Annotated in this window: 29 protein-coding genes and 1 pseudogene; 21 read left to right on the top strand and 9 right to left on the bottom strand. The window is 60.4% G+C overall.

Features of this window, described 5'->3' with window-relative positions; genetic code table 11:
• Nucleotides 1-32: 32 nt before the first annotated feature.
• From CU102_RS31005 to CU102_RS13610, 5 genes and pseudogenes are all read left to right on the top strand, one after another.
• Nucleotides 33-680, top strand: a pseudogene (locus CU102_RS31005) (MFS transporter); the annotation flags it as partial.
• Nucleotides 673-1,143 (top strand): MFS transporter, encoded by a 471-nt coding sequence (locus CU102_RS31000; protein WP_342588765.1) that lies wholly within the window; start codon nucleotides 673-675, stop codon nucleotides 1,141-1,143. The pseudogene CU102_RS31005 and the gene CU102_RS31000, both read left to right, overlap by 8 nt.
• Before the next feature lie 86 nt (nucleotides 1,144-1,229).
• Nucleotides 1,230-1,676: an SRPBCC family protein gene (locus CU102_RS13620; RefSeq protein ID WP_106711653.1), complete on the top strand. Its 447-nt coding sequence runs from the start codon at nucleotides 1,230-1,232 to the stop codon at nucleotides 1,674-1,676.
• Complete coding sequence (locus CU102_RS13615; RefSeq protein WP_106711652.1) at nucleotides 1,663-2,007, top strand: ArsR/SmtB family transcription factor; 345 nt, start codon at nucleotides 1,663-1,665, stop codon at nucleotides 2,005-2,007. Before CU102_RS13620 ends, CU102_RS13615 begins: the two co-directional genes overlap by 14 nt.
• Nucleotides 2,008-2,145: 138 nt before the next feature.
• Complete coding sequence (locus tag CU102_RS13610) at nucleotides 2,146-2,439, top strand: GYD domain-containing protein (protein ID WP_106711651.1); 294 nt, start codon at nucleotides 2,146-2,148, stop codon at nucleotides 2,437-2,439.
• 130 nt (nucleotides 2,440-2,569) lie between these two features.
• Here the strand turns inward: CU102_RS13610 and CU102_RS13605 are convergent, their stop codons facing one another.
• Nucleotides 2,570-3,391 carry a class I SAM-dependent methyltransferase gene (locus tag CU102_RS13605; RefSeq protein WP_106711650.1) on the bottom strand — a complete coding sequence of 274 codons (822 nt, stop codon included), beginning with the start codon at nucleotides 3,389-3,391 and terminating at the stop codon, nucleotides 2,570-2,572.
• A 17-nt stretch (nucleotides 3,392-3,408) separates the two neighbouring features.
• Nucleotides 3,409-4,101 carry a winged helix-turn-helix transcriptional regulator gene (locus CU102_RS13600; RefSeq protein ID WP_106711649.1) on the bottom strand — a complete coding sequence of 231 codons (693 nt, stop codon included), beginning with the start codon at nucleotides 4,099-4,101 and terminating at the stop codon, nucleotides 3,409-3,411.
• 138 nt (nucleotides 4,102-4,239) lie between these two features.
• Here CU102_RS13600 and CU102_RS13595 point away from each other — a divergent pair, with 138 nt between their 5' ends.
• Complete coding sequence (locus CU102_RS13595) at nucleotides 4,240-5,406, top strand: acyl-CoA dehydrogenase family protein (protein WP_106711648.1); 1,167 nt, start codon at nucleotides 4,240-4,242, stop codon at nucleotides 5,404-5,406.
• Nucleotides 5,407-5,853: 447 nt separating this feature from the next.
• Nucleotides 5,854-6,639 carry a DUF4087 domain-containing protein gene (locus tag CU102_RS30995; RefSeq protein WP_342588764.1) on the top strand — a complete coding sequence of 262 codons (786 nt, stop codon included), beginning with the start codon at nucleotides 5,854-5,856 and terminating at the stop codon, nucleotides 6,637-6,639.
• A 3-nt stretch (nucleotides 6,640-6,642) separates the two neighbouring features.
• On the opposite strand, the gene CU102_RS13585 is transcribed toward CU102_RS30995, so the two are convergent.
• The 3 genes from CU102_RS13585 to CU102_RS13575 form a co-directional block, all read right to left on the bottom strand.
• A complete protein-coding gene (locus CU102_RS13585; RefSeq protein ID WP_106711647.1) occupies nucleotides 6,643-7,863 on the bottom strand; it encodes a DUF2778 domain-containing protein in 1,221 nt (406 codons plus the stop codon).
• Nucleotides 7,864-8,110: 247 nt separating this feature from the next.
• Entirely contained in the window at nucleotides 8,111-8,599 is a 489-nt protein-coding gene (locus tag CU102_RS13580; RefSeq protein WP_106711646.1) for a RidA family protein, read from the bottom strand.
• Nucleotides 8,593-9,318: an SDR family NAD(P)-dependent oxidoreductase gene (locus CU102_RS13575; protein ID WP_106711767.1), complete on the bottom strand. Its 726-nt coding sequence runs from the start codon at nucleotides 9,316-9,318 to the stop codon at nucleotides 8,593-8,595. Before CU102_RS13575 ends, CU102_RS13580 begins: the two co-directional genes overlap by 7 nt.
• Nucleotides 9,319-9,442: 124 nt before the next feature.
• On the opposite strand from CU102_RS13575, the gene CU102_RS13570 reads away from it, so the two are divergent.
• From CU102_RS13570 to CU102_RS13560, 3 genes are all read left to right on the top strand, one after another.
• Complete coding sequence (locus CU102_RS13570) at nucleotides 9,443-10,345, top strand: LysR family transcriptional regulator (RefSeq protein WP_106711645.1); 903 nt, start codon at nucleotides 9,443-9,445, stop codon at nucleotides 10,343-10,345.
• A gap of 85 nt (nucleotides 10,346-10,430) precedes the next feature.
• Nucleotides 10,431-10,982, top strand: a complete 552-nt coding sequence (locus CU102_RS13565) for an alpha/beta fold hydrolase (protein WP_106711644.1) — start codon at nucleotides 10,431-10,433, stop codon at nucleotides 10,980-10,982.
• A gap of 178 nt (nucleotides 10,983-11,160) precedes the next feature.
• On the top strand, nucleotides 11,161-11,361 hold the full coding sequence (locus tag CU102_RS13560; RefSeq protein WP_106711643.1) for a hypothetical protein: 201 nt from the start codon (nucleotides 11,161-11,163) through the stop codon (nucleotides 11,359-11,361).
• A gap of 116 nt (nucleotides 11,362-11,477) precedes the next feature.
• Here the strand turns inward: CU102_RS13560 and CU102_RS13555 are convergent, their stop codons facing one another.
• Nucleotides 11,478-13,136: a BTAD domain-containing putative transcriptional regulator gene (locus CU102_RS13555; RefSeq protein WP_106711642.1), complete on the bottom strand. Its 1,659-nt coding sequence runs from the start codon at nucleotides 13,134-13,136 to the stop codon at nucleotides 11,478-11,480.
• 93 nt (nucleotides 13,137-13,229) lie between these two features.
• Nucleotides 13,230-13,457: an AfsR/SARP family transcriptional regulator gene (locus CU102_RS13550; protein ID WP_106711641.1), complete on the bottom strand. Its 228-nt coding sequence runs from the start codon at nucleotides 13,455-13,457 to the stop codon at nucleotides 13,230-13,232.
• Between the two features lie 557 nt (nucleotides 13,458-14,014).
• Here CU102_RS13550 and CU102_RS29415 point away from each other — a divergent pair.
• The 5 genes from CU102_RS29415 to CU102_RS13525 all read left to right on the top strand — a co-directional run bounded on the left by CU102_RS29415 (nucleotide 14,015) and on the right by CU102_RS13525 (nucleotide 17,571).
• The gene (locus CU102_RS29415) at nucleotides 14,015-14,404 is read left to right on the top strand and encodes a hypothetical protein (protein ID WP_133624525.1); all 390 of its coding nucleotides are present in this window, start codon (nucleotides 14,015-14,017) and stop codon (nucleotides 14,402-14,404) included.
• Nucleotides 14,405-14,707: 303 nt separating this feature from the next.
• On the top strand, nucleotides 14,708-15,022 hold the full coding sequence (gene sugE / locus CU102_RS13540) for a quaternary ammonium compound efflux SMR transporter SugE (RefSeq protein WP_106711766.1): 315 nt from the start codon (nucleotides 14,708-14,710) through the stop codon (nucleotides 15,020-15,022).
• A gap of 89 nt (nucleotides 15,023-15,111) precedes the next feature.
• Nucleotides 15,112-15,882, top strand: a complete 771-nt coding sequence (locus CU102_RS13535; RefSeq protein ID WP_106711639.1) for a molybdopterin-synthase adenylyltransferase MoeB — start codon at nucleotides 15,112-15,114, stop codon at nucleotides 15,880-15,882.
• A 4-nt stretch (nucleotides 15,883-15,886) separates the two neighbouring features.
• On the top strand, nucleotides 15,887-17,143 hold the full coding sequence (locus CU102_RS13530; RefSeq protein ID WP_106711638.1) for an aconitase X: 1,257 nt from the start codon (nucleotides 15,887-15,889) through the stop codon (nucleotides 17,141-17,143).
• The gene (locus CU102_RS13525; protein ID WP_106711637.1) at nucleotides 17,140-17,571 is read left to right on the top strand and encodes an aconitase X swivel domain-containing protein; all 432 of its coding nucleotides are present in this window, start codon (nucleotides 17,140-17,142) and stop codon (nucleotides 17,569-17,571) included. Before CU102_RS13530 ends, CU102_RS13525 begins: the two co-directional genes overlap by 4 nt.
• Nucleotides 17,572-17,736: 165 nt before the next feature.
• Here the strand turns inward: CU102_RS13525 and CU102_RS13520 are convergent, their stop codons facing one another.
• The gene (locus CU102_RS13520; protein WP_106711636.1) at nucleotides 17,737-18,738 is read right to left on the bottom strand and encodes a 2-hydroxyacid dehydrogenase; all 1,002 of its coding nucleotides are present in this window, start codon (nucleotides 18,736-18,738) and stop codon (nucleotides 17,737-17,739) included.
• A 152-nt stretch (nucleotides 18,739-18,890) separates the two neighbouring features.
• On the opposite strand from CU102_RS13520, the gene CU102_RS13515 reads away from it, so the two are divergent.
• The 3 genes from CU102_RS13515 to CU102_RS13505 all read left to right on the top strand — a co-directional run bounded on the left by CU102_RS13515 (nucleotide 18,891) and on the right by CU102_RS13505 (nucleotide 21,219).
• Entirely contained in the window at nucleotides 18,891-19,484 is a 594-nt protein-coding gene (locus tag CU102_RS13515) for an SH3 domain-containing protein (RefSeq protein ID WP_106711635.1), read from the top strand.
• 222 nt (nucleotides 19,485-19,706) lie between these two features.
• Complete coding sequence (locus CU102_RS13510) at nucleotides 19,707-20,351, top strand: DUF1326 domain-containing protein (protein ID WP_106711634.1); 645 nt, start codon at nucleotides 19,707-19,709, stop codon at nucleotides 20,349-20,351.
• Between the two features lie 16 nt (nucleotides 20,352-20,367).
• Entirely contained in the window at nucleotides 20,368-21,219 is an 852-nt protein-coding gene (locus CU102_RS13505) for a DUF2182 domain-containing protein (RefSeq protein WP_245425328.1), read from the top strand.
• Between the two features lie 229 nt (nucleotides 21,220-21,448).
• On the opposite strand, the gene irrA is transcribed toward CU102_RS13505, so the two are convergent.
• Nucleotides 21,449-21,880, bottom strand: a complete 432-nt coding sequence (gene irrA / locus CU102_RS13500) for an iron response transcriptional regulator IrrA (RefSeq protein WP_106711632.1) — start codon at nucleotides 21,878-21,880, stop codon at nucleotides 21,449-21,451.
• A gap of 355 nt (nucleotides 21,881-22,235) precedes the next feature.
• On the opposite strand from irrA, the gene fabA reads away from it, so the two are divergent.
• The 3 genes from fabA to fabI are packed head-to-tail and all read left to right on the top strand — an operon-like array spanning nucleotide 22,236 to nucleotide 24,839.
• The gene (fabA, locus tag CU102_RS13495; protein WP_106711631.1) at nucleotides 22,236-22,751 is read left to right on the top strand and encodes a 3-hydroxyacyl-[acyl-carrier-protein] dehydratase FabA; all 516 of its coding nucleotides are present in this window, start codon (nucleotides 22,236-22,238) and stop codon (nucleotides 22,749-22,751) included.
• Between the two features lie 36 nt (nucleotides 22,752-22,787).
• On the top strand, nucleotides 22,788-24,014 hold the full coding sequence (fabB, locus tag CU102_RS13490; protein ID WP_106711630.1) for a beta-ketoacyl-ACP synthase I: 1,227 nt from the start codon (nucleotides 22,788-22,790) through the stop codon (nucleotides 24,012-24,014).
• 9 nt (nucleotides 24,015-24,023) lie between these two features.
• The gene (gene fabI / locus CU102_RS13485; protein ID WP_106711629.1) at nucleotides 24,024-24,839 is read left to right on the top strand and encodes an enoyl-ACP reductase FabI; all 816 of its coding nucleotides are present in this window, start codon (nucleotides 24,024-24,026) and stop codon (nucleotides 24,837-24,839) included.
• The last annotated feature ends 136 nt before the right edge of the window (nucleotides 24,840-24,975 follow it).

Here is a 24,975-nt window from a genome sequence, read left to right as displayed (position 1 = left end):
GCGTTATCGTCCATGCTCGGATTGGAGCCGCAATGACAATCGAAGCCATTCCGCCCAGAATATCAGGAGCGATCCCCCGCCAAGTCTGGGTCCTCGGTTTTGTCAGCCTGCTGATGGATGTTTCTTCGGAGATCGTGCAGACCCTCCTGCCGCTTTATCTCGTCGCGGGACTTGGCGCTTCGGCCGTGACCGTCGGCTTTGTCGAAGGGTTTTCCATCGCCGTCGCCATGGTGACCAGGCTGTCGTCAGGCTTCCTTTCTGATTGGTTCGGCAATCGAAAATTCCTCGCAGCGCTCGGCTATGGGCTCGCGGCGATATCAAAGCCGCTGTTTCCGCTGGCCGATTCCCTTTTTTGGATTGTCGGTGCAAAATTTCTTGACCGTGTTGGCAAGGGAATCAGGGCCGCACCCAGGGATGCGCTGATCGCTGATATCACCCCTGCCGAGATCCGCGGCGCGAGCTTCGGACTGCGCAAATCTCTCGATACCGTGGGCGGCTTTGTTGGACCGATTGCGGCCATCGGCCTGATGCTGTGGACCGGCGGCAGTTTCTCAACGATTTTCTGGATTGCAGTTATTCCCGCCTTTCTGGCTGTTGGTCTGCTCGTGGCCTGCGTCAAGGAACCGGACGTCCCCGCAGCACGAAAGAAAGGGGCCGCGCTGAATCTGAAGGATGCCGTCCTGCTCAATCGCGCGAACTGGGTCGTTATTCTCGTTTCGTCGATTTTGGCGATCGCGCGCTTCAGCGAAGCCTTCCTTCTCCTGCGATCGCAACCGTATCGGCCGCAACGTTATGCTCGGCATCAGCCTGTTGTTTCTTTTGGCGGGAGATCTCGTCCTCGCCTATACCGCGACTATCCCGTTCCTTATTCTGGGCATCGTATTGTGGGGGCTGCATATGGGCTTTTCGCAAGGGATCCTTGCCACACTCATAGCCGATACTGCGCCTTCCCATTTGCGCGGCACCGCTTTCGGTGTTTTCAGTTTGACCACAGGCATTCTGGCGCTTGTAGGTAATCTGGCCGCTGGCGCGTTGTGGGATCAGCAAGGGGCGCAAGCCACATTCCTGATGGGTGCCCTATTGAGCGGGGCGGCGATCATGGGCCTGCCGTTGCTGCGAAAATACTCCGTCAAGGCCCTATAAACCCGCTCGTCAAACAAAAGCGCAACTTTTTGGTTGCTCTTTCTCTCCTCCACTGCCATGATAAAGGCAACCAGGAGGTTGCACTTATGACTGATCGTATCGAGAAAAGCATCGAGATCAACGCCCCTGTCGAACGCGTCTGGCGGGCGCTAACGGATTACAAGGAGTTCGGCGAGTGGTTCCGGGTAAAACTGGACGGTCCATTCGTGGCGGGCGAAGTCTCGACCGGCCACATCACGTATCCCGGCTATGAGCACCTCAAATGGGAGGCGACGATCAAGCAGATCGAGCCGCCGCGCCTGTTTTCGATCACGTGGCACCCCTATGCCATCGACCCCAACGTCGATTACTCCGGCGAAACGCCGACGCTTGTTGAGTTCCGGCTGGAGCCAACATCGACCGGCACACGCCTGACGGTTACCGAATCCGGTTTCGATGCGGTGCCAAAGCACCGCATGCCGGAAGCCATGCGCATGAACGAAGGTGGCTGGGAAGAACAGGTCAAGAATATCAAGACACATGTCGAGCAATAACACTGCCCACGAAACTGCGCCGCAGTTCGCCGCCCATGTGTTTGCGGCGCTCGGTGATCACACGCGCCTGTCGCTGATTGAGAAACTCAGCGACGGGCAGACGCGCTCGATTGCCGGCCTGTCGGTCGACAGTCACCTCACAAGACAGGCGATCACCAAGCATCTGCATATCCTCGAAGAGGCCGGGCTTGTCATCAGCACCAAAGTCGGCCGTGAAAGCCAGTTCGCCTTCAAGCCCGATACGATTGAGGAAGTTCGCGCCTATCTCGATAGCGTCTCACGGCAATGGGATGATGCGCTGTCGCGGCTCCGCGCGTTTGTGGAAAGGTAGAGGCACCTCCGCTCCTACAACCATTTGGTTATACCCGTGCGCATTGTTCGCCTCGCACAACGGGCGTATAATTTTCCGCAACGGGGAGCGAGACATTCGCGGCCACCGGCGCGGGCCGTGCCGCGCGGGAGGTGTGCCATGACCACTTACGTGATGCTCATTAACTGGACCGATCAAGGCGTAAAAACCGTACGCGAGTCGCCATCACGGCTCGATGCAGCTAGAAAGCTGCTTGCCGAAATGGGCGGTTCCTTCAAGGAATTCTACCTGACCATGGGCGAGTATGACATGGTGGTGATTGGGGAAGCCTCAGACGATGCGGTGATGGCGCGATTCGCCCTTACCCTCGCCATGAAAGGCAACGTGCGCACCCGCACGCTCAAGGCGTTCCCGGAGGCCGCCTATCGCGAGATCATCAACTCGCTCGGCTGACAGTCACGGTCACATCAGGCCGTAAAATCACGAATGGAGCCGACGGGCGACGCTCGTCGCTGCCTGTCAGCTTATGCATGCTCTCACCCAACGGTACGGTAGGACGACGACCGCCGAGTGAGCTGCCTGGTCATGCCTTGTGCGCAGCGACGAGTACTGCCGGGAAATCCATGGCGTATCCGCCATCCTGTTCGAATTTTACCGTTCCCTCGATAATGGCCCGGTGAATGCTTTCGCGCGCTTCTGGTGTCTGGCGCTCAAGCAGCATGGCCGTGCGAACGGTGCTCGTGTAGATCACATCGACTGCGTCCTGCGGGCTTGCACAGCGCCAGACGAGCGGGATCTCCGTCACTGTGATGCTTTCGAAGCCGGCTTGCGTCAGGGCCCTGCGGCACTCTTCTGCGTCGCTGAAGCGGAAGAGTGAGGGCGCGGGCGGCAGAGGCACGTCGAGAGTGCCATGTGCCTTGATTGCGCCGAGAACCAGCTCGAAGAACTGGTGGCGGTCAGGCGTCGCCCACACGGTAAAAGCATAGTGTCCGCCAACAGCCAGCACGCGGGCGGCTTCGGCGATCGCCCGGTCGGGATCGGCCATGTGCAACAGCCCGAAGGCACAGGTCACCGCATCGAAGCGGCTATCCCCGAAGTTGAGGTTCTCTGCATCACCTTCGCGATATTCCGTATCGGGAAACTGCCGCCGTGCATGTTCCACCATGGCCGGGGCGAAGTCGACGCCGATGGCCTTGGCGCCCCGCGCCGTCGCCCGCGCGGCGCCGTAGCCCGGGCCACTGGCAACGTCGAGCAGGCGCGTTCCGCGGGTCACACGCGTTGCATCAAGCAGCGGATCGGCAGCACCTCTTGTGATCTCACCCAGCCAGGCCGCGTATCCGGACGCTTTGGCGATCCAACCCTGTTGTTCGAGGTCCTTGAACGTTGGCTCATGCGCGGATGCCATCGGAGCCTCCTTTATGCCTAGGATACCCTGCGTTTTTCGGCTGCGAAGGTGCTCAGGCCGAGCCACTGTTGCATGGCGCTTGCTATGTTCGGGTCGCCGTCGAATTCGAGATTGCCCGCCTCGACTTCGCGGCGAACGATCGTATGCCCCATCCAGATCGCCGTCATGCTCCTCAGCGAACTCGTCACCAGCAGGTCGATATCGTATCCCGGGTCGAAGCCGCAGAGATCCACCGAGGTTCCATCGACAACCAGCCACCAGTTCTGTTTTGCCTCGGGCAGTTCCGGGTACAGAAACTGTATCGTGCAGCGCCGCGGCGGCAGCGGTTGCGGATTGAGATTGCGCCGCATATCCCACATCAGAAGCGAGGGATCGAGATTGCGTAGAGTCAGCTGCGATTCAACCCAGCGCTGCCCCCACGAACCGATGCCGAGCACGATCGGGCGCAAATCCTCGCCGGCCGGCGTCAGATGATATTCGGTGATGCCGCTGGCGTTGGGCACCGCCACGACGACCCCTGCCCGCTCGAGTTCCTTCAAGCGTTTCGACAGCAGCGCGGGCGACATGCGCGGCACGCCGCGGCGCAGATCGTTGAAACGGGTCGTGCCGAGCAGGAGCTCGCGAACCACCAGTGTCGTCCATCGCGAGCACAATATTTCCGAAGCCATCGCCACCGGGCAGAACTGGCCATATCCTCCGCGCGTTTCCATATGTCCCACCATCCCAAAGGAGGAGGATACCGCAAAAGCCCGCTAACGCCTACGGGGTAGTACAGATCGAGTACTGGACAGGAGCCTCGCATGGGAGGATTCTTTCCCGCGGTCAGTAATGGCCCAAAGGAGGAGAATATGAACACTCTGGCACATAAATCACCAATCGATGCAGATGACGCACCACCCGGCAATGCGGTCGAGATTGCCCAGACACTGACACCAACCTTTGCCGCACGAGCGGCCGAGTTCGACGCGAGCGATACCTTCGTCGCCGAGAACTACAAGCTGCTCAAGGAATCGGGCCTCGTCGAGGCCGGCGTACCACGCGAGCTTGGCGGCGGGGGCGCGGAAGTCGCCGAGCTTGCCGAGATGCTGCGCGTCATGGCGCATGCCTGCTCGTCGACGGCGCTCGCCTTTTCCATGCACACCCATCAGGTCGCGATCCCCGCATGGCGCTGGCGTCACCAGAAGGTGGCGGCGGTCGAACCGCTTTTGAAGCGCGTTGCCGCGGAAAAGCTCATCCTGCTCTCAAGCGGCGGCTCCGACTGGATCGGCGGCTCCGGCATTGCCGAAAAGGTCGAGGGCGGCTACCGCATCTCGGCACGCAAGGTCTTCACATCCGGTGCCAATGCCGGCGACCTTTTGATGACCGGCGCCATTTGCCGCGCCGATGACGGCTCCGAGAATGTCATCCACTTCGGCGCGTCGATGAAGGCCGGTGGCGTCAAGATCGTCGATACGTGGAGAGCGCTCGGCATGCGCGGTACGGGTTCCAACGATGTCGTGCTCGAAGAATTCTTCGTGCCGGACGCAGGCGTTGCCTTCTCGCGCAAGGCCGGCGAATGGCATCCGGTGTTCCAGATCATCGCGACGACAGCCTTCCCGCTGATCTATGCGGTCTATCTCGGCGTCGCCGAAAGCGCCCGCGACATCGCCATTCATCTTGCCAAGAAGAAGAAGCCCAACGAGCATAGCTTCAACCTCGCTGGCCGCATGGATACGTCACTGCGCGCTGCGCAGCTGGCGCATCAATGGATGGTCAGGATCACCGAGCGCAATGCGCCTTCTGCCGAAACCGTCAACGAGGTCATGATCGGCCGCTCCCTCGTTGCCGATAATGCGATCAAGACGGTGGAACTCGCACTGGAGCTCGCCGGCGGCGCCGGCTTCTACCGCAGCAACGGGCTGGAACAGCGTTTCCGCGATGTACAGGGTGCCCGCTTCCATCCGCTGCAGCAGGGCCCGCAGGCGCGTTATGCCGGGGCGATGGCGCTCGGCCATTCGGTCAACGCCATCTTCTGATCGGGGGCGAGGAAGGCGGGACCGGCAGGACGGTCTCGCCTCCCTGGGATTCCTCTTTCCAATCCCGTTTGGTTTCTCTATCCTGACTAAGATTTTTGAAGACGTAGCGATTTTAACAAATTCATTTAAGAGAGATTATGCACGTGATGTTCGTGAGCGACCCCAAAAAGACCCTTCAGACGAAAAGCCACAGCCACAGAGAAAGCGGGACGTCAGCGAAGACGACGGTTACTGGCCAGATCGGCCAGACCAGGAGAAATTACGCGACGATCTCATCTAGGGTCCAGGCCCATTGATAGCCGCTGGCCTGCAACCACGTTGCCCGGTTGCAGGCTCGAAATCCGTTACAATTCAGGGTTGATGGCATGCCGAGCTTCACCTAGTGTTGCCAAGACGTCGTCGTTCCATATCTGGACATTGACCACCCACAGCCGCAGAGGAAGCCCCATGTTCACCAGAACAGTCCCCCTTCTTGTCGCTGCCGCCATGGCAATCGCCCTTTCCGCCGGATCGTCATTTGCTCAGGGTAAGGCGCTCCGGGACACGCTCGACAGCATGTTCGGCAGCCATGATAACTATCTTGCGATGATCAGCAATTTCCAGAACGCCGTGAAGGCACATGATACGGCCGCGGTCGCCGCCGCGGTGCGCTATCCGATCGGCGTCGAGATCAACGGCAAGACAACGACAATCACCTCGGCGCGGCAGTTCGTTCAGCACTATGATGCGATCATGACCAAGGAGATCACCAATGCGGTGGTCAGCCAGAAACTGGATGACCTTTTCGTCAACTGGAAAGGCATCATGTTCGGTGACGGCGAGATTTGGATCGATGGCGTTTGCCGCGACAATACCTGCAAGAACGTCGACATAAAGGTTGCGACGATCCAGTCTACCGCCAATTTAAGAGCGGCAGCACCATCGGGCGAAATGCGCTGCGGCTGGATCGAGAACCCGACGCCCGGCAATCTCTGGCTCATCGACAAGGATGCCACCTGGACGATCACCTCGCAGGGTCAGGCGGTAGGCCCAGATGCGGCTGGGGTCGACAACATTCCTCAAACCGACCCGAAGCAATTCGTCGACACGAGCCGTGGCGCCGGCCATGGCTATAGTTGCGGCTGTCTTTCGGTCGAGACCAGCGCCAAGGACAAGCGCATCACCAAGGTGATTTCCGGCAAGGCGCTGCCGCTGGCCAAATGCCGTGCCGATAAGGCCTTGCCCAAGCCGTAAGGGCTATCTGGAGGCGAAAAGCGTCGATGACGGCATGCGGGCGACCACGACGAGCTGCGTGATCTCACCCCGCTTGAAGGCGGCGAGGAAGCGGCGGTAATCCTTGATCGACACGCAGCCATTGGAATCGCCGCGCGGCCCGAGCATGTAGGTATGCGCCAGAAGTCCGTCGCGGCCGAAGATCTTGCCCGGCTCGACCGGATTGAGCCGGATCGCCTCGACGCCGTGGAACCGCTTCTCGCGCATGGTGAGCTTGTAGGTGTGAGGTGGCGTCGCGCCGCGCATCTTCTTGTGGACGTAGCGGACTTTGTCGCGCATCGGCCCGAGGCCCGAATGCGCTTCCAGCTTCTCGCCGTTCGGGAGATAGACCGTCTTCGCCTCGATGCTGTAGAAAGCGGTCCGGCTCCGGCCGGCGAGCCGGGGTGCAGGCGGTTCGTAGGTCGGCGCGATATCGCGCAGATCATTGTCCTGCGGCGCATAGGCGAGCGCCTGGGGAGCGACGCCCTTCAGAGCCGGGCGGCTTGGCCGCATCCCCGGCAGCGGGACTTCCGGAGAGTCTTCATCGCCCAATGAAGGGTCGGCCTCGTCCAGCACGAGGCTGAACGGCCCTTGCGGCGACATGCCGACCGGCGGCGGCGCGTTTTCCAGCGCAGCGATGGCGGCCGCGACGGATGGCCCCGTAACCTCAGATTCAGTGTCGAAAGTAGTGTAGGTCTGGACAGACGCGACCTGCATCGTATCGAGGCCGGCCAAGCGCGCGCTGAAATCCTCTTCGGCCAACAGTTCAATGCCCGACGCGCGGGCGCCAAACACTTCGGCAGCCAGAGGTGCCTGCGCCACGATCCTGGGCTTTGGCGAGGACATGAAGCTGATATCGCCCGACGGTCCGATGACCGCCCCTTCCTCCATGTCAGCGGCCTGCCAGGGTGTGGGTGTCAGTTCCGGCACGCGTGGATATTTCGGCTTCTCCGGCGCGATTTCATGCGCGGAGACAAGTGCGATGAGGCTGCCTGTAGAGGGCTTTTGCAAGAGACCTTGGGTAGTGGGAACGCCGTCGGCGGCGCGGGACAGGAAGGCGCCGTGCATGACCATCACGGTGGCGATAACGCCGAGGGATGTGACGGCGCCAAGACCGGCAGTCAGCGCGGCGGAGACGACCCGGCGGCCCGGACGACGGCCAATTTTATCCGATGGCTCGACGCCCGTCTTGACTGCAAACGCCATGAAAACCCGTACCCACCTGCTCGACCCACACGCCAGCCAGCGCAAAGCCACTATCGCCGTGGCAAAACTGAGGCACGACAAGGGAATCTCAACCCGTTGCGACTTTCTGGCTGGCATCGAGCATGGAGAAACTTGGTTACCAATTGATTGATGCGGGAGAAGGAATTGTCTTGATCGACTTGAGGGTCCGCTTCCGCGGTCGGGCCCGGGCAGGACGAAAAGGTTGAGGCATCATGGGAGCCCGCGTTCAGGCCCCGACTTCGACGACGAGTTCAATCTCGATCGGCAGTCCAAGGGGCAGGCTTGCGACACCAAGCACCACCCGGCCGGAGAGCTTTTCCTCTCCGAAGACCTGGAGCAGCAACTCGGACGCTCCGTCCGCGACTTTCGGATGATCTCTGAAATCACCCTCGGTCGCTATGTAGACGCCAAGCTTGGCGACAGCCTTAACCTTGTCGAGTGAGCCGAGATGGGCTCTCACTGCCGACAGTGCACTCAGCGTGGCGACTTCCGCGGCCTTGCGGCCTTCCTCGACGGTGAGTTCACCCCCAACGCGTCCGATGAACTGGGGCTTGCGGTCGATGACAGGCAACATCCCGCTGAAGAAGACGAGGTTGCCGATCGTCACGGCTTCCACGTAAGCGCCAAACGGGGTTGGTGGTGGTGGAAGCGTAATGCCCAGCTCCTGCAGCCGCTGTTCTGCAGCGGCTGCCAATGCTTTCGTACGGTTTACCATTTGCCCAGATGTGCGCCGCCGTCGACGTTCAGCACCTCCCCGGTTACATTTCGTGCTTCGGTCAGATAGACGACCGCGTCGACGATATCCTGGACATCGGAAATGGTCCCCATGGGTGACAAGCTCCGCAGGAAATCCTTGGGGTTGTCCTTGTGCAAAGGCGTGTCGACCACGCCGGGAGCGACCGTGTTGACCCGGATACCATCGCTTGCATATTCCATCGCGATGTTCTTGGAGATTGCGTCGATCCCGCCCTTGGTCATCATGGGGACCGAGGCGGAGAGGCCGGCGATCGGATGATCGATCAATGGCGTGGTGATGCTGACGATGCTGCCGCCGGATTTCTGCGCCAGCATCTGCTTTACGGCCCGCTGGGTCAGGTGGATGAAGCCCTCGAGATTGGTCGAGGACAGCTTCCTGAAGTCGTCCATCGTATAGTCGATGAACGGCTTGGTGTAGAAGATGCCGGCGTTGTTGACGAGGGCATCGATCGAGCCGAACCGGCTGATTGCGGTCTCTGCGACCCGCCTTGCTGTTTCGGGATCACCGATATCGCCGTCGACGACAGCGATCTGATTGGAAGCCCGGAAGGCATCTGACGAGGTTACCTGGCGGGACGTCGCGACGACATTGTAGCCGCGCTCGGCGAAGGCGTTGACGATGCCTGCCCCGATACCCTGGGAGGCTCCCGTGACGATGACAGTTTTAGGTGTTGGCATTTTAATCTCCATCGGTTGCTAGCGCAGCAATTGCGCTTGTTGCCGATGAATATGGCTGAGGCTCTATTGCGTGATTAGATGGAAATATCTGGAATCTATTTTCCATTTATGCAAAAATATGTCTATGACGGATTTGAACGATATCGCAGTTTTCGTGAAGGTTGCGCAGTTCGAGAGCTTCAGCCGCGCCGCTCGCTCACTCGGGATGCCGGTATCGACCGTTAGCCGCAAAGTCTCCGCGCTCGAAGACCAGCTCGGCGTCACCTTGATCCAGCGCACGACCCGCAAACTGACGCTGACGATGCAGGGGCGTGCCTACTACAACCAGTGCAGCGAACCTCTCAGCCACTTGTTTGATGCCGAGCAGGTTCTGACCCAAACACAGAAACAGCCGGAGGGCATCCTGAAAATCTCGGTGCCTGTGCTCATGGGGCAGGAACCATTTTATGATTTTCTCTCGGCATTCCTGAAAAGACACCCGCGCATCGAGGTCGATCTCTTCATCACAAACCTCTTCGTCGATCTGATTGCAGAGAATGTCGACGTCGGCATTCGCTTCGGAGAGCTGCGCGATTCGACGATCGTCACGCAAAGAATCGGCAAGAGCGTCCGCTATGTCGTCGCGACACCGGACTATCTCGACAGCCGGCCGCCCGTGGAGAAACCGGAGGACTTGAAGAACCACCAGTGCATCTTGCTCAACGGCCGTAATAACGAGGCGGAATGGCATCTGGTCAACGGACGCAAATCCCTCAAGCTGCATGTGTCAGGGCCGCTATCAAGCCGGGATTTCCAGTCGATCGCCGCGTTTACCTATCGCGGCCACGGGATCGGTCTTTTGCCGTCGACCTATTGCGATGAACAGATAAAACGGGGCGAACTCATCCGCTTGCTGCCGGACTGGTCATCGCCCGAGATCTTCGTGCACGCCGTCTACCCGACGCGCCGCTATCTGCCGGCGAAACTGCTGGTCTTTCTCGATGACCTGAAGGCATGGAAGAGCCCGCTATGGGTTCCATTGCACTGACCGCAGAACGGACACGCATTCAGCGTGCGGAGGCGGGCTCAGCCCAGCCTTGCGCCCGCCTGTGTCTGTCGATTAACATGGCGCGATGGCCAAGCAGATCCTCTTCGTTCAAGGCGCAGGCGAAGGTACCCACGATAGCTGGGACAGCAAGCTCGTGGCGAGCCTCGAGCGCGAACTCGGCGAAGGCTATGCTATCCGCTATCCGCGAATGCCCGGCGAGGACGACCCTTCCTACCCAGCCTGGAAGACTGCGCTATTGGAAGAATTCGACTCTCTGGAGGATGGGGCCATCCTCGTGGCCCACTCCTTCGGCGGCACCATTTTGATCCACGTGCTTGCCGAACAGCCGCTGGAACTCAGAGTCGGCGGGCTATTTGTCATCGCTGCACCCTTCATAGGTGAAGGCGGATGGCCGAGTGACGATTTCGATGATTTCAAGGACTTCTCGGAACGCCTCGCGCCCGGCGTTCCCGTCTATCTCTATCATGGCACCGGTGACGCCGAGGTGCCCACAGCCCATGTTCATCTCTATGCGAAAGCCATACCGCACGCCGTGGTCCGTACGTTGGAACGCAGGGATCACCAGCTCAACAATGATATGAGCGACGTGGCGCGAGACATCCGTTCAGTGGGCTAAGTTCGGCTTCACCGTTAACTTTGGAGGCCATCAAGCCCGACATGCATTTGACCGCCCTCAGGTGAACGAAGGTTTGCACAGCGAACCCGGGCCCGACCGACCAACAAAACTGTGATTTTGCCGGAATGGGATTAGCGGTTAAGCTGACTGCGCATCACAAAAGCTTAGGAGTTGGACGATGAGAACAATCCTCGTGCTTGCCGCTGCTTTCGGTTTTACGGTGTCGGCCGCCTCGGCCGATTGTGCCGGACATACCGCCTCCGTTGACAAAGAGATGACAACGGCAAGTGTGTCGAAAGACCAGACACCCATTCCGACACCCGTTCCGGCTGATTCCCAATCAGTGAAGCAGGAACTGCCGCAACAGGAAGCCGAATAGTTCGCGCCTCCAAGGAATGTGACCCATATTGTGCGATTGGTAAGCTCGACAGCTAGATCGTGCAGGTAACGTTGCGCCCATGAGAGCACCCGTCTCGTACTTCTGACGTGGCCGGCCTATTCCTCCAGCAAGCCGGCGAGTTTGTATCCCTCCACCAGCACATCGAACAATCGCGATACGTGGCGCCTCGGAATGGTGCTCCTCATCACCGAGATGGAAACATTGGGATCTGCCGCCCGCAGCTTTCCAACTGCGTCACGCGCAGTCACCAGATCCCCAGCCAGCGCCGAATAGGCCACAAGCTCGAACAATGCCCATGTTACGCGCGGGTTCTTGTCCAGCACACGCTGCGTCAGTTTGGCCGCCAGCGCATAATCGCCCTCCAGCGCGGTGGCCCATGCAATGCCCATCCTGAAGTTGTATTCGAGCGGATCGAGCGGGCTCAGCGTGAGCGCCCGTTCGAAATTTTCCCGGGCCGTTTCAGGCCGGTCGCGATGGACGGCAATCCAGCCGGCGCCGCCCCAGGCCCAGGCGTTGTTCGGGTCGAGCCACAGCGCCTCTTCCACATATGCCGCTGCCCGATCCGGATCAGCAAGGCACTGGAGGACCGCCGCCGCCTGCGCGGTCAAAGCCATCGGGTCATTGCTCACCCCTAGCCGCGATGCGGCGGAGATAGCGGCGAGTGTGAGTTCCCGATCCGCTTCCGGATCGGACGACCAGAGCCAGTCGATGTCCTGGGCGTGGCACCAGCCGAGCAGCGCATGCGCGCGCCCGAAGTCCGGATCGATGGCGATGGCCTCCCTGAGCAGTGCGATGGCTTGCCGGTTTCCCTCGGCTGTCGCGCTCCAGATCTTCGGCAATGCGGTTAGCACGAGCTCATAGGCTCTCAGGCTGTCGGGCGGCTTGCGTCTGGCTGCTTCGATCTCGGCATGGAGCAAGGCCGGGCGGACGGCGCCTGCCACCCGCGCCGCAATCTCGTCTTCGAGTTCGAAGATGTCGGAAGCGGCTCGATCAAAACGCTCGGACCAGAGCTGCGTCCGTGTGCCGGTGTCCGCCAGCTGGACAAAAATGCGCACACGGTCCGCCGCACGGCGGACCGTTCCCTCGACCGCATAGCTGACGCCGAACTCCTTGCCGATCTCGCGCACGTCCACGCGGCGGCCCTTGTAGGCGAACGCGGATTGCCGCGCGATCACAAAGAAACTGCGAACGCGCGACAGCATTGCCGTTATTTCCTCTACAACACCGTCGACAAAATACTCATCTCCTGGGCCGCTGAGATTTTCGAACGGCAGGACGACGACCGACGGGTGGTCCGTGTCACGCTGCACGGCAGCGGGTGGCGCTTCCACGGCCGGAGGAGGTGTCGGATTGGCCGGCCGCTCCCCGTTTTCGCGGTGTTCGGCAATCAGCGGCTCGACACCAAGTTCCCGCTGCAAGGCATCCCTGAATGACCGGAATTGGCGAAGCGCCGCATTGGCTTTCCCCCGATTGAGATAGAGCCTGATCAGGGCGCGGTGGGCTTCCTCTGCCGTGGGATCCGATGCCACGAGGCGTTCGGCCAGGCGTTCACAGGCAAGCTCCTCGGTGGTTCCAACAGCTGGGTATGTGCGGCTGAGCCGGTCTACGAGCTCCAGGGCTTTTCGCCGGTAAGCGCTCCGGTACGGCGCGAACCACTGGTCCAGTTGTTCCGGCATTGTAAGGCCATCAAGCAGGTCGCCCTGGTAGAGATCGGCTGCCGAGGCCAGGCTGCCGGGCTCTCCCCGCTGGATCATCTGGTCAAAGAGCCAGATGTCTCCGCCTGCGGGATCGACGGCCAGCGCGGCAGTTTCAAGGTCGGCTTCGATGCGAATGGCTGCGCCATTTCCTCACGGGAACGAGCGCCGGATGGCGACCAGCGCCTGGCGCAGGCTGTTTCGAGCCTGTGCCTCGCCCCTGCCCGGCCAAAAGGCCTCGCACAGCGCCTCCCGCCTCACGCCCCTTTGTCCGGCAAGTGCGAGAGCGGCAAACAACAGTGCCGTCTTTCGCGTGGCGAAGCGGACCGGCTCGCCGAGCGGAGAGATCAGTTCAAGGCCGCCCAACAACCGAATACGCATGACATAGCTCCGGTTTCGCGAGATCAGAGGCCAGAATATCACGTCCAGCGTTCGATTTAACGCAGATTTAACGGGACCGCCGTCGGATTAACCGCATTCTTCACGCGCAGCCGAACGTTGGCAAATCGCTGCAGTGGCAAAGTGACCCCATCGAAATCGAAGATGGAGGTCGCATGTCAACGACGTTACGCGCTTTGGCCCAATCAAGCCGCTTTGCAGCATCGATGGTCCTTGCCGTTGGTGCGGCTGCATTTTTCGCGCAGGTTGAACCGGTTCAAGCCAAGTCAAAGCGGGCGCTTTTTGCGAGTGCCGCTCAATGCCGGCAGTTGACAAAAGCCAACATGGAGACGTGCTGCTACGCCTTGAACAGCAGGCTTGTCCTTGCTCGCCAGCAAAAGGCAATGTGCCCCCCTCGGAGCACCGGTGCGATTGTAAAGTATGTATCTCTGTCAGCATCCACGGGGATAGTTAGCGGCCGGTACGCGCAACCAAGCCAGTACGCGCAACCAAAAGGTCTCGAGGGCGGCGGTGGCCTGAACATCGGGACAGGAGCCAGCATGCGCGACGAGGGGATCAATGCTTCGGCCAGCATCAGCACGAGCCAGCGCAGCGAAAGCACCAGCGGCGACACAGTCGCGCGCAGTGAAACCAGCGGCAGCGCGACCTCCGGCGGCGGCCGCACCAGCGGTGGCAACAGTACGAGCGGCAATCCCGGCGGAGCCCCCGATGCAGGTGGCACAGGGAGCGGTGGCACTGGCGGCGACACCAGCGCAAGCAGCGGCGGCAGCAATCCCGGAGGCAGTACTCCAGGCAGTACGGATAGCAGTGACGCAGGGTCCACGAGCGCCGGTGGCCGCGGTGACCGTGAACATAATGACAACGGCCATGGCAACGATCCCGGCAAGCAGGATGACAGCAATCCGGGCGGCGGCGGAAACCGCAAGTAGTCGCTCTTTACGGCGAACGCTGCGTGGCCGCGCTCGGCCAAATGGCGGGAATGGGAATGAGGTAGAGCCTCCGGTGTCGGGGGCTTCATTTATACCAGCAGCGTTCTGCGATATTGCTGCTTCACGCATTGGTTTCCCCCTTTCACTCCCCTTGAACTTAAACACCAAAATTACTCATCTCTTCGCTGTCTTGCCAATTCCGCCGGTCGACCCTAAATAACTCAGCGGAGGACGACCTCCACGCTTCCCAAGCGTTTCCAGACAATCCGGGACGGCCCGATCAGATAATGAAGGATGGTCGTCATGGCCTGGACAATACTCATTCTTGCGGGTCTCTTTGAAATCGGCTGGGCCATCGGGCTCAAATACACCGACGGCTTTACCCGCATCACCCCCTCCGTTCTCACCGCCGTCAGCATGGTGATCAGCGTCATGCTGCTCGGCCTCGCGCTCCGGGAACTGCCGGTCGGCAGCGCCTATGCGGTGTGGACCGGCATCGGCACGGTCGGCACGGCGCTGCTCGGCATGTATCTCTTCGCAGAACCCGCGACAGTGATCCGCCTCGTCTGCATCGGCCTCATTGTCTCGGGCATTGGCGGGCTGAAATTCTTGACGTAGTGCATATGTTCGGCCAGTAATCTTTCCCCTTGCTGGAGATAAGCAGCGGCGTTGTTTCCTATGGGCTCATCATATCCTAGTGTGTCGTCATGACTGATCCGCAATCAACCGCCCTCACCCCATCCGAAATCGAGCGCTATGCCCGCCATATCATCCTTGGCGAGGTGGGCGGGCCCGGCCAGCAGAAGCTGAAGCGCGCCCGCGTGCTCGTCGTCGGCGCCGGCGGGCTCGGTGCGCCGGTGCTGCAATATCTCGCCGCGTCCGGCGTCGGCACGCTCGGCATCATCGATGATGACCGGGTGTCGCTGTCGAACCTGCAGCGGCAGATCATCCATTCGACCGAGCTCGTCGGCTCGGCCAAGGTGGAAAGCGCGGCGCGCGCCATTGCGGCCATCAACCCGCATGTGACCGTTGAGGCGCACGAGACGCGCATCGCGCCGGACAACGTCGCCGAACTCGTGCGCCGCTATGACATCGTCGTCGATGGCTCCGACAATTTCGATACGCGCTATCTGCTGGCCGATACCTGCCTTGAAGAGAAGCGGCCGCTGGTCTCGGCGGCGCTGGGGCGCTTCGACGGCTCGGTGACGACGCTGATCCCTTACGCGGCGAATGCGGCCAGCGAGCCGAACCCGTCCTATCGCGACCTCTTCCCCAATCCGCCGCCGCCCGGCCTGCTTCCGGCCTGCGCCGAGGCCGGGGTGCTGGGCGTCCTGCCGGGTGTCATCGGCACGCTGCAGGCGACCGAGGTCATCAAGCTCATCACCGGCATTGGCGAACCCCTGATCGGGCGGCTCTTGCTTTATGATGCGCTGACCTCGCGCTTCGAAACTATCAAATACAAAGCCCGCAAGGCCTGACGCCATGGCGCTCGAGCTTTCCGCGCAGCAGCAGGCGATTGCCGATGGCGCGCGCGGGGAAGGCGCCGCCATGGCCATGCGCATCGTCGCCGCCACCGCGCGGCTGATGGGCGCGCCTTCGCTGATCCCCATTGCTTCGGCGCATATTGACGGCGCGCTGTACCATGGCGATTCCGGCACGCACTTTGCCGAAAAGCTGGTCGAGGGCGGCGCGAAGGTTGCAGTGCGGGCGACGCTCAATGTCGGCTCGCTGGACCTCACTGGCTGCTCGAAGAACCGCCTGCCTTCGCACGAGCGCGCCATGGCGCGGCGGATGATGGACGCCTATCGCGAGCTCGGCTGCGAGCCAAGTTGGACCTGTGCGCCCTATCAGGCCGGCCATCGCCCGGCGCTCGGCAGCGATGTCGCCTGGGGCGAGAGCAATGCCGTGGTGTTCTGCAATTCCGTGCTCGGCGCGCGCACCAATCGCTATGGCGATTTCCTTGACATCGCCTGCGCCATTGCCGGCTTTGCCCCGTATTACGGTTTCCATCATCCGGAGAACCGCCGCGCCACCGTGGTGTTCGACGTGTCCGGGCTCGATCCGGCATTCCTCGGCTCAGAAGTCGCATGGCCGATCCTCGGCAGCCTCTACGGCCGCGAACTCGGCGATGCGGTCGGCGTGGTTGCAGGCATTACCGCCCACCCCAGCGAGGATGCGCTGAAAGCTTTCGGCGCGGCCTCCGCCTCTGCGGGCGCAGTCGGGCTGTTCCATGTGGCCGGCGTTACGCCGGAAGCGCCGGACGTTGCCGCCGCCCTGCATCATCAGCCGCCACAGGCGGTGATTAAAGTCACAGCGGAGATGATCGCGGATTCGCGCCGCCGCCTCTCCACCGCGATGAGTATGGACCGTATCGCCGCCGTCGCCATCGGCAGCCCGCATCTCTCGATTGCCGAGTTCGAACGGCTGGAAGCTCTGATCGCCGGGCGCAAGCTCAAGGTCCCGCTCTATGCCTGCACCGGCCGCCACGCGCTCACCGAGCTGGAGCGTGACGGCGGACGCCAGCGTCTGGAGGAGAGCGGCGTCATCGTCGTCGCCGATACCTGCGTCGTCGTCACGCCGATCCTGCCGGATATCGCGGACGCCGTGCTCATGACCAATTCCGGCAAGTTCGCCCATTATGCGCCGGGCAATACCGGCTATGGCGTCATCTATGGCTCCATGGCCGAATGCGTGGAAAGCGCGGTGCTCGGCCGTCCCGTGTTCGAGGCTGCGGCATGAAGGCGGAGATCCTCGTTGCCGGTGAGCCAGCAGAAGCGCCTGCGCTGGTTCTCACCGCGCCGATCAGCTTCTGGGGCGGTGTCAATCCGAAGAGCGGGCGCATTGCCGATGTGCGCCACCCGCAGCACGGCCTGTCGATCAGCGGCAAGGTTCTGTGTCTGCCCGGTACCATCGGCTCCTCGTCGGCCGCCGCCGTGCTGCTGGAGCTCGTCACCGCAGGTCTCGCACCCGCTGCGATCATCCTGCACGAGCCCGACGCGATCCTGTTGCTCGGGCTCATCGTTGCGCAGGAAATGGGCCATCCGGTGCCGATGGCGTTGAGATTGGATCGCGGAGAATTTGCGGGCTTTGCCGGACATGAATTGGCGATTGGCTGTGACGGCTCCGTTCTTATCTCCCCCCTTGCGGTGGAGAAAGGATTTTCTTGAATTTAGCCCCTTTGCTAAATTCTTAGAAAATCCAAGAGAGGGGGTATGGGTGAAGCAAATCCCCTCACTGGCGATTTCTAGCACTTGGCAAGGGCCAAGATGCTGAAATCGCTTTCTCTCCCGCAAGGGGAGAGATAATGGGCATTTGCCCGTCAGGGTGGATTCTCACCAGTCTCGCGGCAGCACCCGATCCGGCGGCCGATGCCCGTCGATGAAGGTGCGGATGTTGATGATCACCTTCTCGCCCATGTCGATACGCCCTTCGAGCGTCGCCGACCCCATATGCGGCAGGATGACCACCTTGCCGTGCTTGGCGAGCTTGCGCAGCTTGGAATTGACTGCCGGCTCGTGTTCGAACACATCAAGCGCCGCGCCGGACAATTTTCCACGTTCCAACTGCTCGATCAGCGCATGCTCGTCGATGATCTGGCCGCGCGCCGTGTTGACGATGAAGGCCGTCGGCTGCATCAGGGCGAGGCGCCGGGCAGAAAGCAGATGGAACGTTGCGGGCGTCGAGGGACAATTGACCGAAATGATGTCCATGCGCGCCAGCATCTGGTCGAGGCTTTCCCAATAGGTTGCCTCCAGCTCCTCTTCCGTCTTGGGGTTCACCGGCTTGCGGTTGTGATAATGGATCGACAGGCCGAAAGCCTTGGCCCTGCGCGCGACGGCGGTGCCGATGCGGCCCATGCCGACAATGCCGAGGCGCTTGCCCCAGATGCGGCGGCCGAGCATCCAGGTCGGACCCCAGCCCTCCCATTTGCCGTCGTCGAGCAGGATGGATGCGCCCTCGACCAGGCGGCGCGGCGCAGCCAGCATCAGCGCCATGGTCATGTCGGCCGTGTCCTCGGTCAGAACATTTGGCGTGTTCGTGACAGTGATGCCGCGTTTTGCGGCGGCAACCACATCGATATTGTCCGTGCCATTGCCGAAATTGGCGATCAGCTTGAGGTTGGGACCAGCCGCATTGATGATCTCCTCGCTGACATGATCGGTGATGGTCGGCACGAGAACATGGGCTTGCTTGACAGCCTCGATCAGTTCCGCCTTGGACAGGCGCCGGTCATCGACATTCAGCCGCGCTTCGAACAATTCGCGCATGCGCGTCTCGATAGGGTCCGGCAGTTTGCGGGTGATGACGACCAGAGGCTTCTTGCTCACCAATATTCCCCTCCCAATTCGCGACGCATTGAGACCTCTTTAACCAAGTCATTGCAAACTGCAATTGCTCTTTACGCTCCTCCACTTGTCTATCAAGGCGGCGCGTCAAAGACAAAGAAAAATAGGGATCGTTCGCCATTCTGCCGCAAAATCGGCTGATGCAGGCTAAGGACGATGAAGGACTGATCTTGTTGAACCTTGGAAATATTCGCTCTTTTCTAAACGCAGGCACCGTCGCGGCAGCCTTCGCTTTGACCATCCCGCTCAGCTTGCCGGTCCTGGGATTAGCCGAGGCCGCAGCGCAGGTCGGGCCGAGCGGCTTGCCCCTGCCGCGTTTCGTCAGCCTCAAGCCGGGCCGCGTTAATCTGCGCGTCGGGCCGGGCCGCGATTATGCCGTCACCTGGCTCTTCCTGAAATCCGGACTGCCGGTCGAGATCATCCAGGAATATGACAATTGGCGGCGCATTCGCGATTCGGAGGGCACGGAGGGCTGGGTCTATCAGTCACTGCTTTCGGGCAAGCGCACGGCGATGACTGCCCCCTGGCAGCGCGACAAGGACGGCACCATGCTGAACGTCTATCGCAGCGCCGATGACAAATCCGGTATCGTGGCAAAAGTTGAGCCAGGCGTGCTCGGAACGCTGAAGGCCTGCAATGGCAGTTTCTGCCGCGTGTCGTTCAGCGGCGCCAGCGGCTGGATTCGCCAACCGGACATCTGGGGCGCCTATCCGGACGAGAAGTTCGACGATTAGGGCCCGATGGCACGCGTCCAATCGAGACCTTCGGATCGCCTCAACCGACCGTTACCTTCGGGTCCGATAGCCGTCATTGTAGACCTGGCTGAATTTCTAAGGGGAGCATCCGAACTTTCGGCCCGACGTCGGTCCTTTTCGGGCGGGTCGTCCCTGCAAACGCACTGGAGTCGGAACCCCCCATGCAGTAGACTAGCGCCGCTGGTTCACGGAGATAGAGCCATGAACACCGTCCCTGAATGGCGTCTTGTCGGCGATTGGTTCGACATATGCAGTTGCGATATTCCATGCCCTTGCGAATTTGCTCAGGCACCGACTAACAACGCATGCCACGGTCTGCTCGCCTGGCATGTCCGAGAGGGTCATTTCGGCGAGGTCCGGCTCGACGAATTCAATCTGCTGGCGCTTGCCGCGTTCGAAGGCAACGTTTGGGCCGGTGAGGCCAAGGTCAGAATGGGCCTTTTCATCGATGACAGGGCAGACGAGCAGCAGCGGGAGGCCTTGCAGATTATCTTCGGGGGACAGGCTGGCGGCTGGCCGGCAGCCTTCGCCGCCTTGATCGGAGAAATGCGCGGCATCGAATATGTCCCCATCACATTTGAAGTTGCTGGTGATCTCGCCTCTTGGCGGGCTGAGATCCCAGGTCGAGTTGTCGGGCGCGCAGAAGCACTGACCGGGCCGACGACGCCACCAGGCAAACGCGTACAGATGATCAATCCGCCGGGATCAGAGGTTGGCCCCGGCCAGGTTGCTACGTGGGGCCGTTCCCTCGAAGTTCGGACGGACGGGTTTGGCTTCAGTTGGACCGGCGAAAGCCGGTCGAGCAAGCACATCCCGTTCGACTGGACAGGTCCCGATGCCGCGTAGCGCCAGGACGCGACTCTTGCCCGCCCTTCGAGGCGTCGTGTGGCCGATGGCTCGATGGGAACATGTGCCACTGAGCCTGCTGATTTCTCTCGTCGTACTGACCGGGGCGGCGTGGTTGCTGACCATCTACCAGGCCGTCAATATGAGCATTCCAATGGGTATTGCGGTGAGCGGGGGAATGGCCGCCGAGGGCATGGGTGGTATGGCCATGGGCGGTATCGCAGCCACTGGATGGTCGTTCGAGAGTGCAGTCATCTTCGTTGCGGTCTGGACCGTCATGATGGCTGCAATGATGCTTCCTGCCGCCGCGTCGATGATCTTCATGTTTGCCTCGGCTCAGGCCCGGCGTGAACGGGAAGTGGCCGTTTCAACGTGGATCTTCGTGGCCGGTTATATCCTCATCTGGGCTGGAGCAGGGATTGTTGTCTATGTCCTCGTCCAGATCGGCAGCGAACTGGCAACGAGTCTCGCGCCGGCTCAACGTATCCAATGGGCACCGCTCGCGCTCGGGACGACGGTCGCGGCGGCCGGACTTTATCAATTCGCGCCGATCAAGCGGGTTTGCCTCAGGCATTGCCGCTCGCCTTTCGCCTTCATAGCGCAGCATTGGCGCGATGGACGGCTCGGAGCACTGGTAATGGGACTAAAGCACGGCGCCTATTGCTTCGGCTGCTGCTGGGCGCTGTTCGCCGTGTTGGTCGCCACAGGAATAATGAGCCTGGCCTGGATGCTTCTGCTCACGCTGGTCGTCTTTGTCGAGAAGATGCTCCCACAGGGCCGACGCGCAGGGGCTGCGATAGGTATTGCCTTGATAGCCCTGGGAATCGTGGTGGCCAGTGGTGCCGTCGCGATGCCCTGGCTCGCGTAGCCACAATAGAAGTCGGCAGCGAGCGGCGCTCGTTGCCTCGCGGATCGGATGACCACATTTTGCTGCAAAGCCGACATTGCAACGCGTTATGGGAAACACGCCGCCAACTTCCTCGCCTTCATCAAGTAGCGGCCATCCGGGCTCTGGCTTCGCTTAAATGAATCCACGACCCAACCGCCGACGCCGTCGTCGCCCATCATCCCGGGCATGTAAGATTGTTTAGCTTGAATCAGCCGCGCTTCTTGCGCAGGCGAATGATAATATCGACGTTGACGATTTCCATGCCTTCCGGCACCGGTGGCAACGCACCGACCATGGCAGAGCCATCGGGGATATCGATCACTTCATTCGCGCCCTCCACGAAAAAGTGATGATGATCGGAAACATTGGTGTCGAAATAGGTCTTCGCCCCTTCGACGGCGAGAATGCGCAGCATCCCCGCCTGGGTGAACTGATGCAGCGTGTTATAGACGGTGGCCAGTGAGACCGGCACATTGGCGCCCTGTGCCTCTTCGTGCAGTTCCTCGGCAGAAAGGTGCCTGTCACCTCTGGAAAAGATCAGGCTGGCAAGCGCAACACGTTGACGGGTCGGCCGCAATCCTGCAAAGCGCAAGCGCTCCTGCAAGGATACGTCGGCATCTATCTCATAAGAAATATGCATGGCCCGTCTGCCACTCCGTTAACTGATATCAAAAGTCACACGAGAGACAGATTGTCTATCGTGTTACATGATTGATATATGCCGTCTTGCGGAATCGATCAATAGGCAGAAAATAGGCCATTAGTCTAGGGTCAGGACACATCAATATGATCGCTCGCAAATCGGTGAAAAGCGCAGCATTCTTGAAATCGCTTGTTATGGGAAATTCGCGGGAGGCATGGTGAGCCAAGGGTTCCATTTGGCTCTGGTTTGCTCTAGACACCGTTTTCGGGCGGAAACACACTGTGATTGGGTCCGCCCGCGCCGGAGCGTCTGGTCTCAAGTGCAAGCTTTGAAGTAATCGATGGGAGAAAGAATGCCAGAACAGAAATCAAGCTACGGGTATGAAGAGCTGCTGACCTGTGCCCGCGGAGAGATGTTCGGTCAGGGCAACGCCCAATTGCCGGCACCACCCATGCTGATGTTTGACCGCATCACGGAGATTTCTGAGACAGGCGGCGAGAATGGCAAGGGCTATATCCGCGCCGAGTTCGACATCAAGCCTGACCTGTGGTTCTTCCCTTGCCATTTCATCGGCGACCCTGTTATGCCCGGTTGCCTTGGCCTCGATGCCATGTGGCAATTGACAGGCTTCTATCTCGGCTGGCTGGGCGAACCCGGAAAAGGCCGCGCCCTTTCCACCGGCGAAGTGAAGTTCACTGGCATGGTCACGCCCAAGACAAAACTTGTTGAGTACGGCATCGACTTCAAGCGCGTGATGCGCGGCAGGTTGGTCCTCGGCATTGCGGACGGCTGGTTAAAGGCCGACGGCGAGACTATCTATAAAGCAACTGACCTGCGGGTCGGCCTGTTCAAGGAAAGCGCTGCCTGAGTTTTCAGGCGACGCAAACCCTTCAAGGAGATCGCAATGCGGCGAGTGGTTGTGACGGGCATGGGTATCGTGTCCTCTATCGGCAATAATGTGCAAGAGGTGCTTGAATCCCTGCGCACGGCGAAATCGGGAATTGTCTTTGCCGAAGAGTATGCGAAGCATGGTTTTCGCAGCCAGGTCCATGGCGCTCCGACGCTTGACCCCTCGACACTGGTCGATCGCCGCGCCATGCGCTTCCATGGTGGCGGCACCGCCTGGAACCATGTTGCCATGGATCAGGCCATTGCTGATGCTGGCCTCGAAGCGGATCTGATTTCCAACGAACGTACCGGCATTATCATGGGATCGGGCGGTTCATCCACCCGCACCATCTTCGAATCGGCCGAAAAGACCATCGAGTCCGGGTCCAGCAAGAAGGTTGGCCCCTTTGCCGTGCCGAAGGCCATGTCTTCGACAGCTTCGGCAACGCTTGCCACGTGGTTCAAGATCAAGGGTGTGAATTATTCGATCTCCTCGGCTTGCGCCACGTCGAACCATTGCGTCGGTAATGCCTATGAGATGATTCAGTACGGCAAACAGGACATGATGTTCGCCGGAGGCTGCGAGGACCTCGACTGGACCCTGTCGGTGCTGTTTGACGGCATGGGCGCGATGTCCTCCAAATTCAATGACACGCCGTCCGTGGCTTCGCGTGCCTATGACAAGAACCGCGATGGTTTCGTCATCTCTGGCGGGGCCGGCGTCCTGGTTCTTGAAGAGCTGGAACATGCCAAGGCGCGCGGCGCCAAGATCTATGGTGAACTCGTCGGATACGGCGTCACCTCCGACGGAGCCGATATGGTCGCGCCAAGCGGCGAAGGCGCGGCGCGTTGCATGCGCATGGCGATCGCCAACGTCAAGGGTTCGATCGATTACATCAATCCGCATGCGACCTCCACTCCAGTGGGCGACCTCAAGGAAATCGAGGCCATCCGCGAAGTTTTTGGCTCGGGCAACCAATGCCCGCCTATCTCCGCGACCAAATCACTGACGGGCCATTCGCAGGGTGCTACGGGCGTGCATGAATCGATCTATTCGCTCCTGATGATGAACAATGATTTCATCGCTGAAAGTGCCAATATCGAGGAGCTCGATCCAGCGTTCGGGGATATGCCGATTGCGCGCAAGCGGATCGACAACGTGAAACTGAATAGAGTCCTGACCAACTCCTTCGGATTTGGCGGCACGAATGCATCGCTGGTCTACCAGCGTTACGAAGATTGAGGGGAAGACATGGGTGAATTGATGAAGGGCAAGCGCGGCCTCATCATGGGGGTCGCGAACAGCCATTCGATTGCCTGGGGAATCGCCAAGGAACTGGCCGAGAACGGTGCCGAACTTGCCTTTACCTATCAGGGCGAGGCATTTGGCAAGCGCGTCGCACCACTGGCCGAGCAGCTTGGCTCGAAACTGCTGTTGCCTTGCGACGTCGAAGATATCGCCAGCGTCGATGCCGTGTTCGAAACGCTGGAACAGCAATGGGGCACCATCGACTTCGTGGTCCACGCCATCGGATTTTCTGACAAGTCGCAGCTCAAGGGCCGCTATGCGGACGTGACGACGCGTGACAATTTCTCAAGGACCATGGTGATCTCCGCCTATTCCTTCACCGAGATTGCGCAGCGCGCCTCCAAGCTGATGCCGGAAGGCGGTTCGATCCTGACGCTGACCTATGGCGGGTCGACACGGGTCATGCCCAACTACAATGTGATGGGTGTGGCCAAGGCGGCGCTCGAGGCCATGGTGCGTTATCTTGCGGCCGATTACGGTCCGGAAGGCATTCGCGTCAATGCAATTTCTGCGGGTCCTGTGCGCACCCTGGCTGGTGCCGGTATTGGCGATGCCCGCGCCATGTTCTCCTACCAGAAGCGCAATGCTCCTTTGCGCCGGACTGTCGATATCGAGGACGTCGGCCGCTCCGCACTCTACCTGTTGTCGAACCTTTCGAGCGGCGTTACCGGCGAGATCCACTATGTGGACTCCGGGTACAACATCGTGTCAATGCCGACTTTGGAAGAGCTGAAGAAGTCGGACGACGGCAAGGAATAATTCCCGAACGCCCCTCTGCAGAACCTGAGCAAGATTCGTACGCAGTCGTCCCAGAATGGGACAAGAAACCGCGAAAACGAAACAAGATTTGGCGAAAATTCTCCACCTGGAGTGGAGAAATGGTTGTGCCTAGTTG

The sequence above is a fragment of the Phyllobacterium brassicacearum genome (assembly GCF_003010955.1).
GTDB classification, from domain to species: Bacteria; Pseudomonadota; Alphaproteobacteria; order Rhizobiales; family Rhizobiaceae; genus Phyllobacterium; species Phyllobacterium brassicacearum.
The sequence above is the reverse complement of the archived record's forward strand: the minus strand, read 5'-3'. Positions and strand labels throughout refer to the sequence as shown.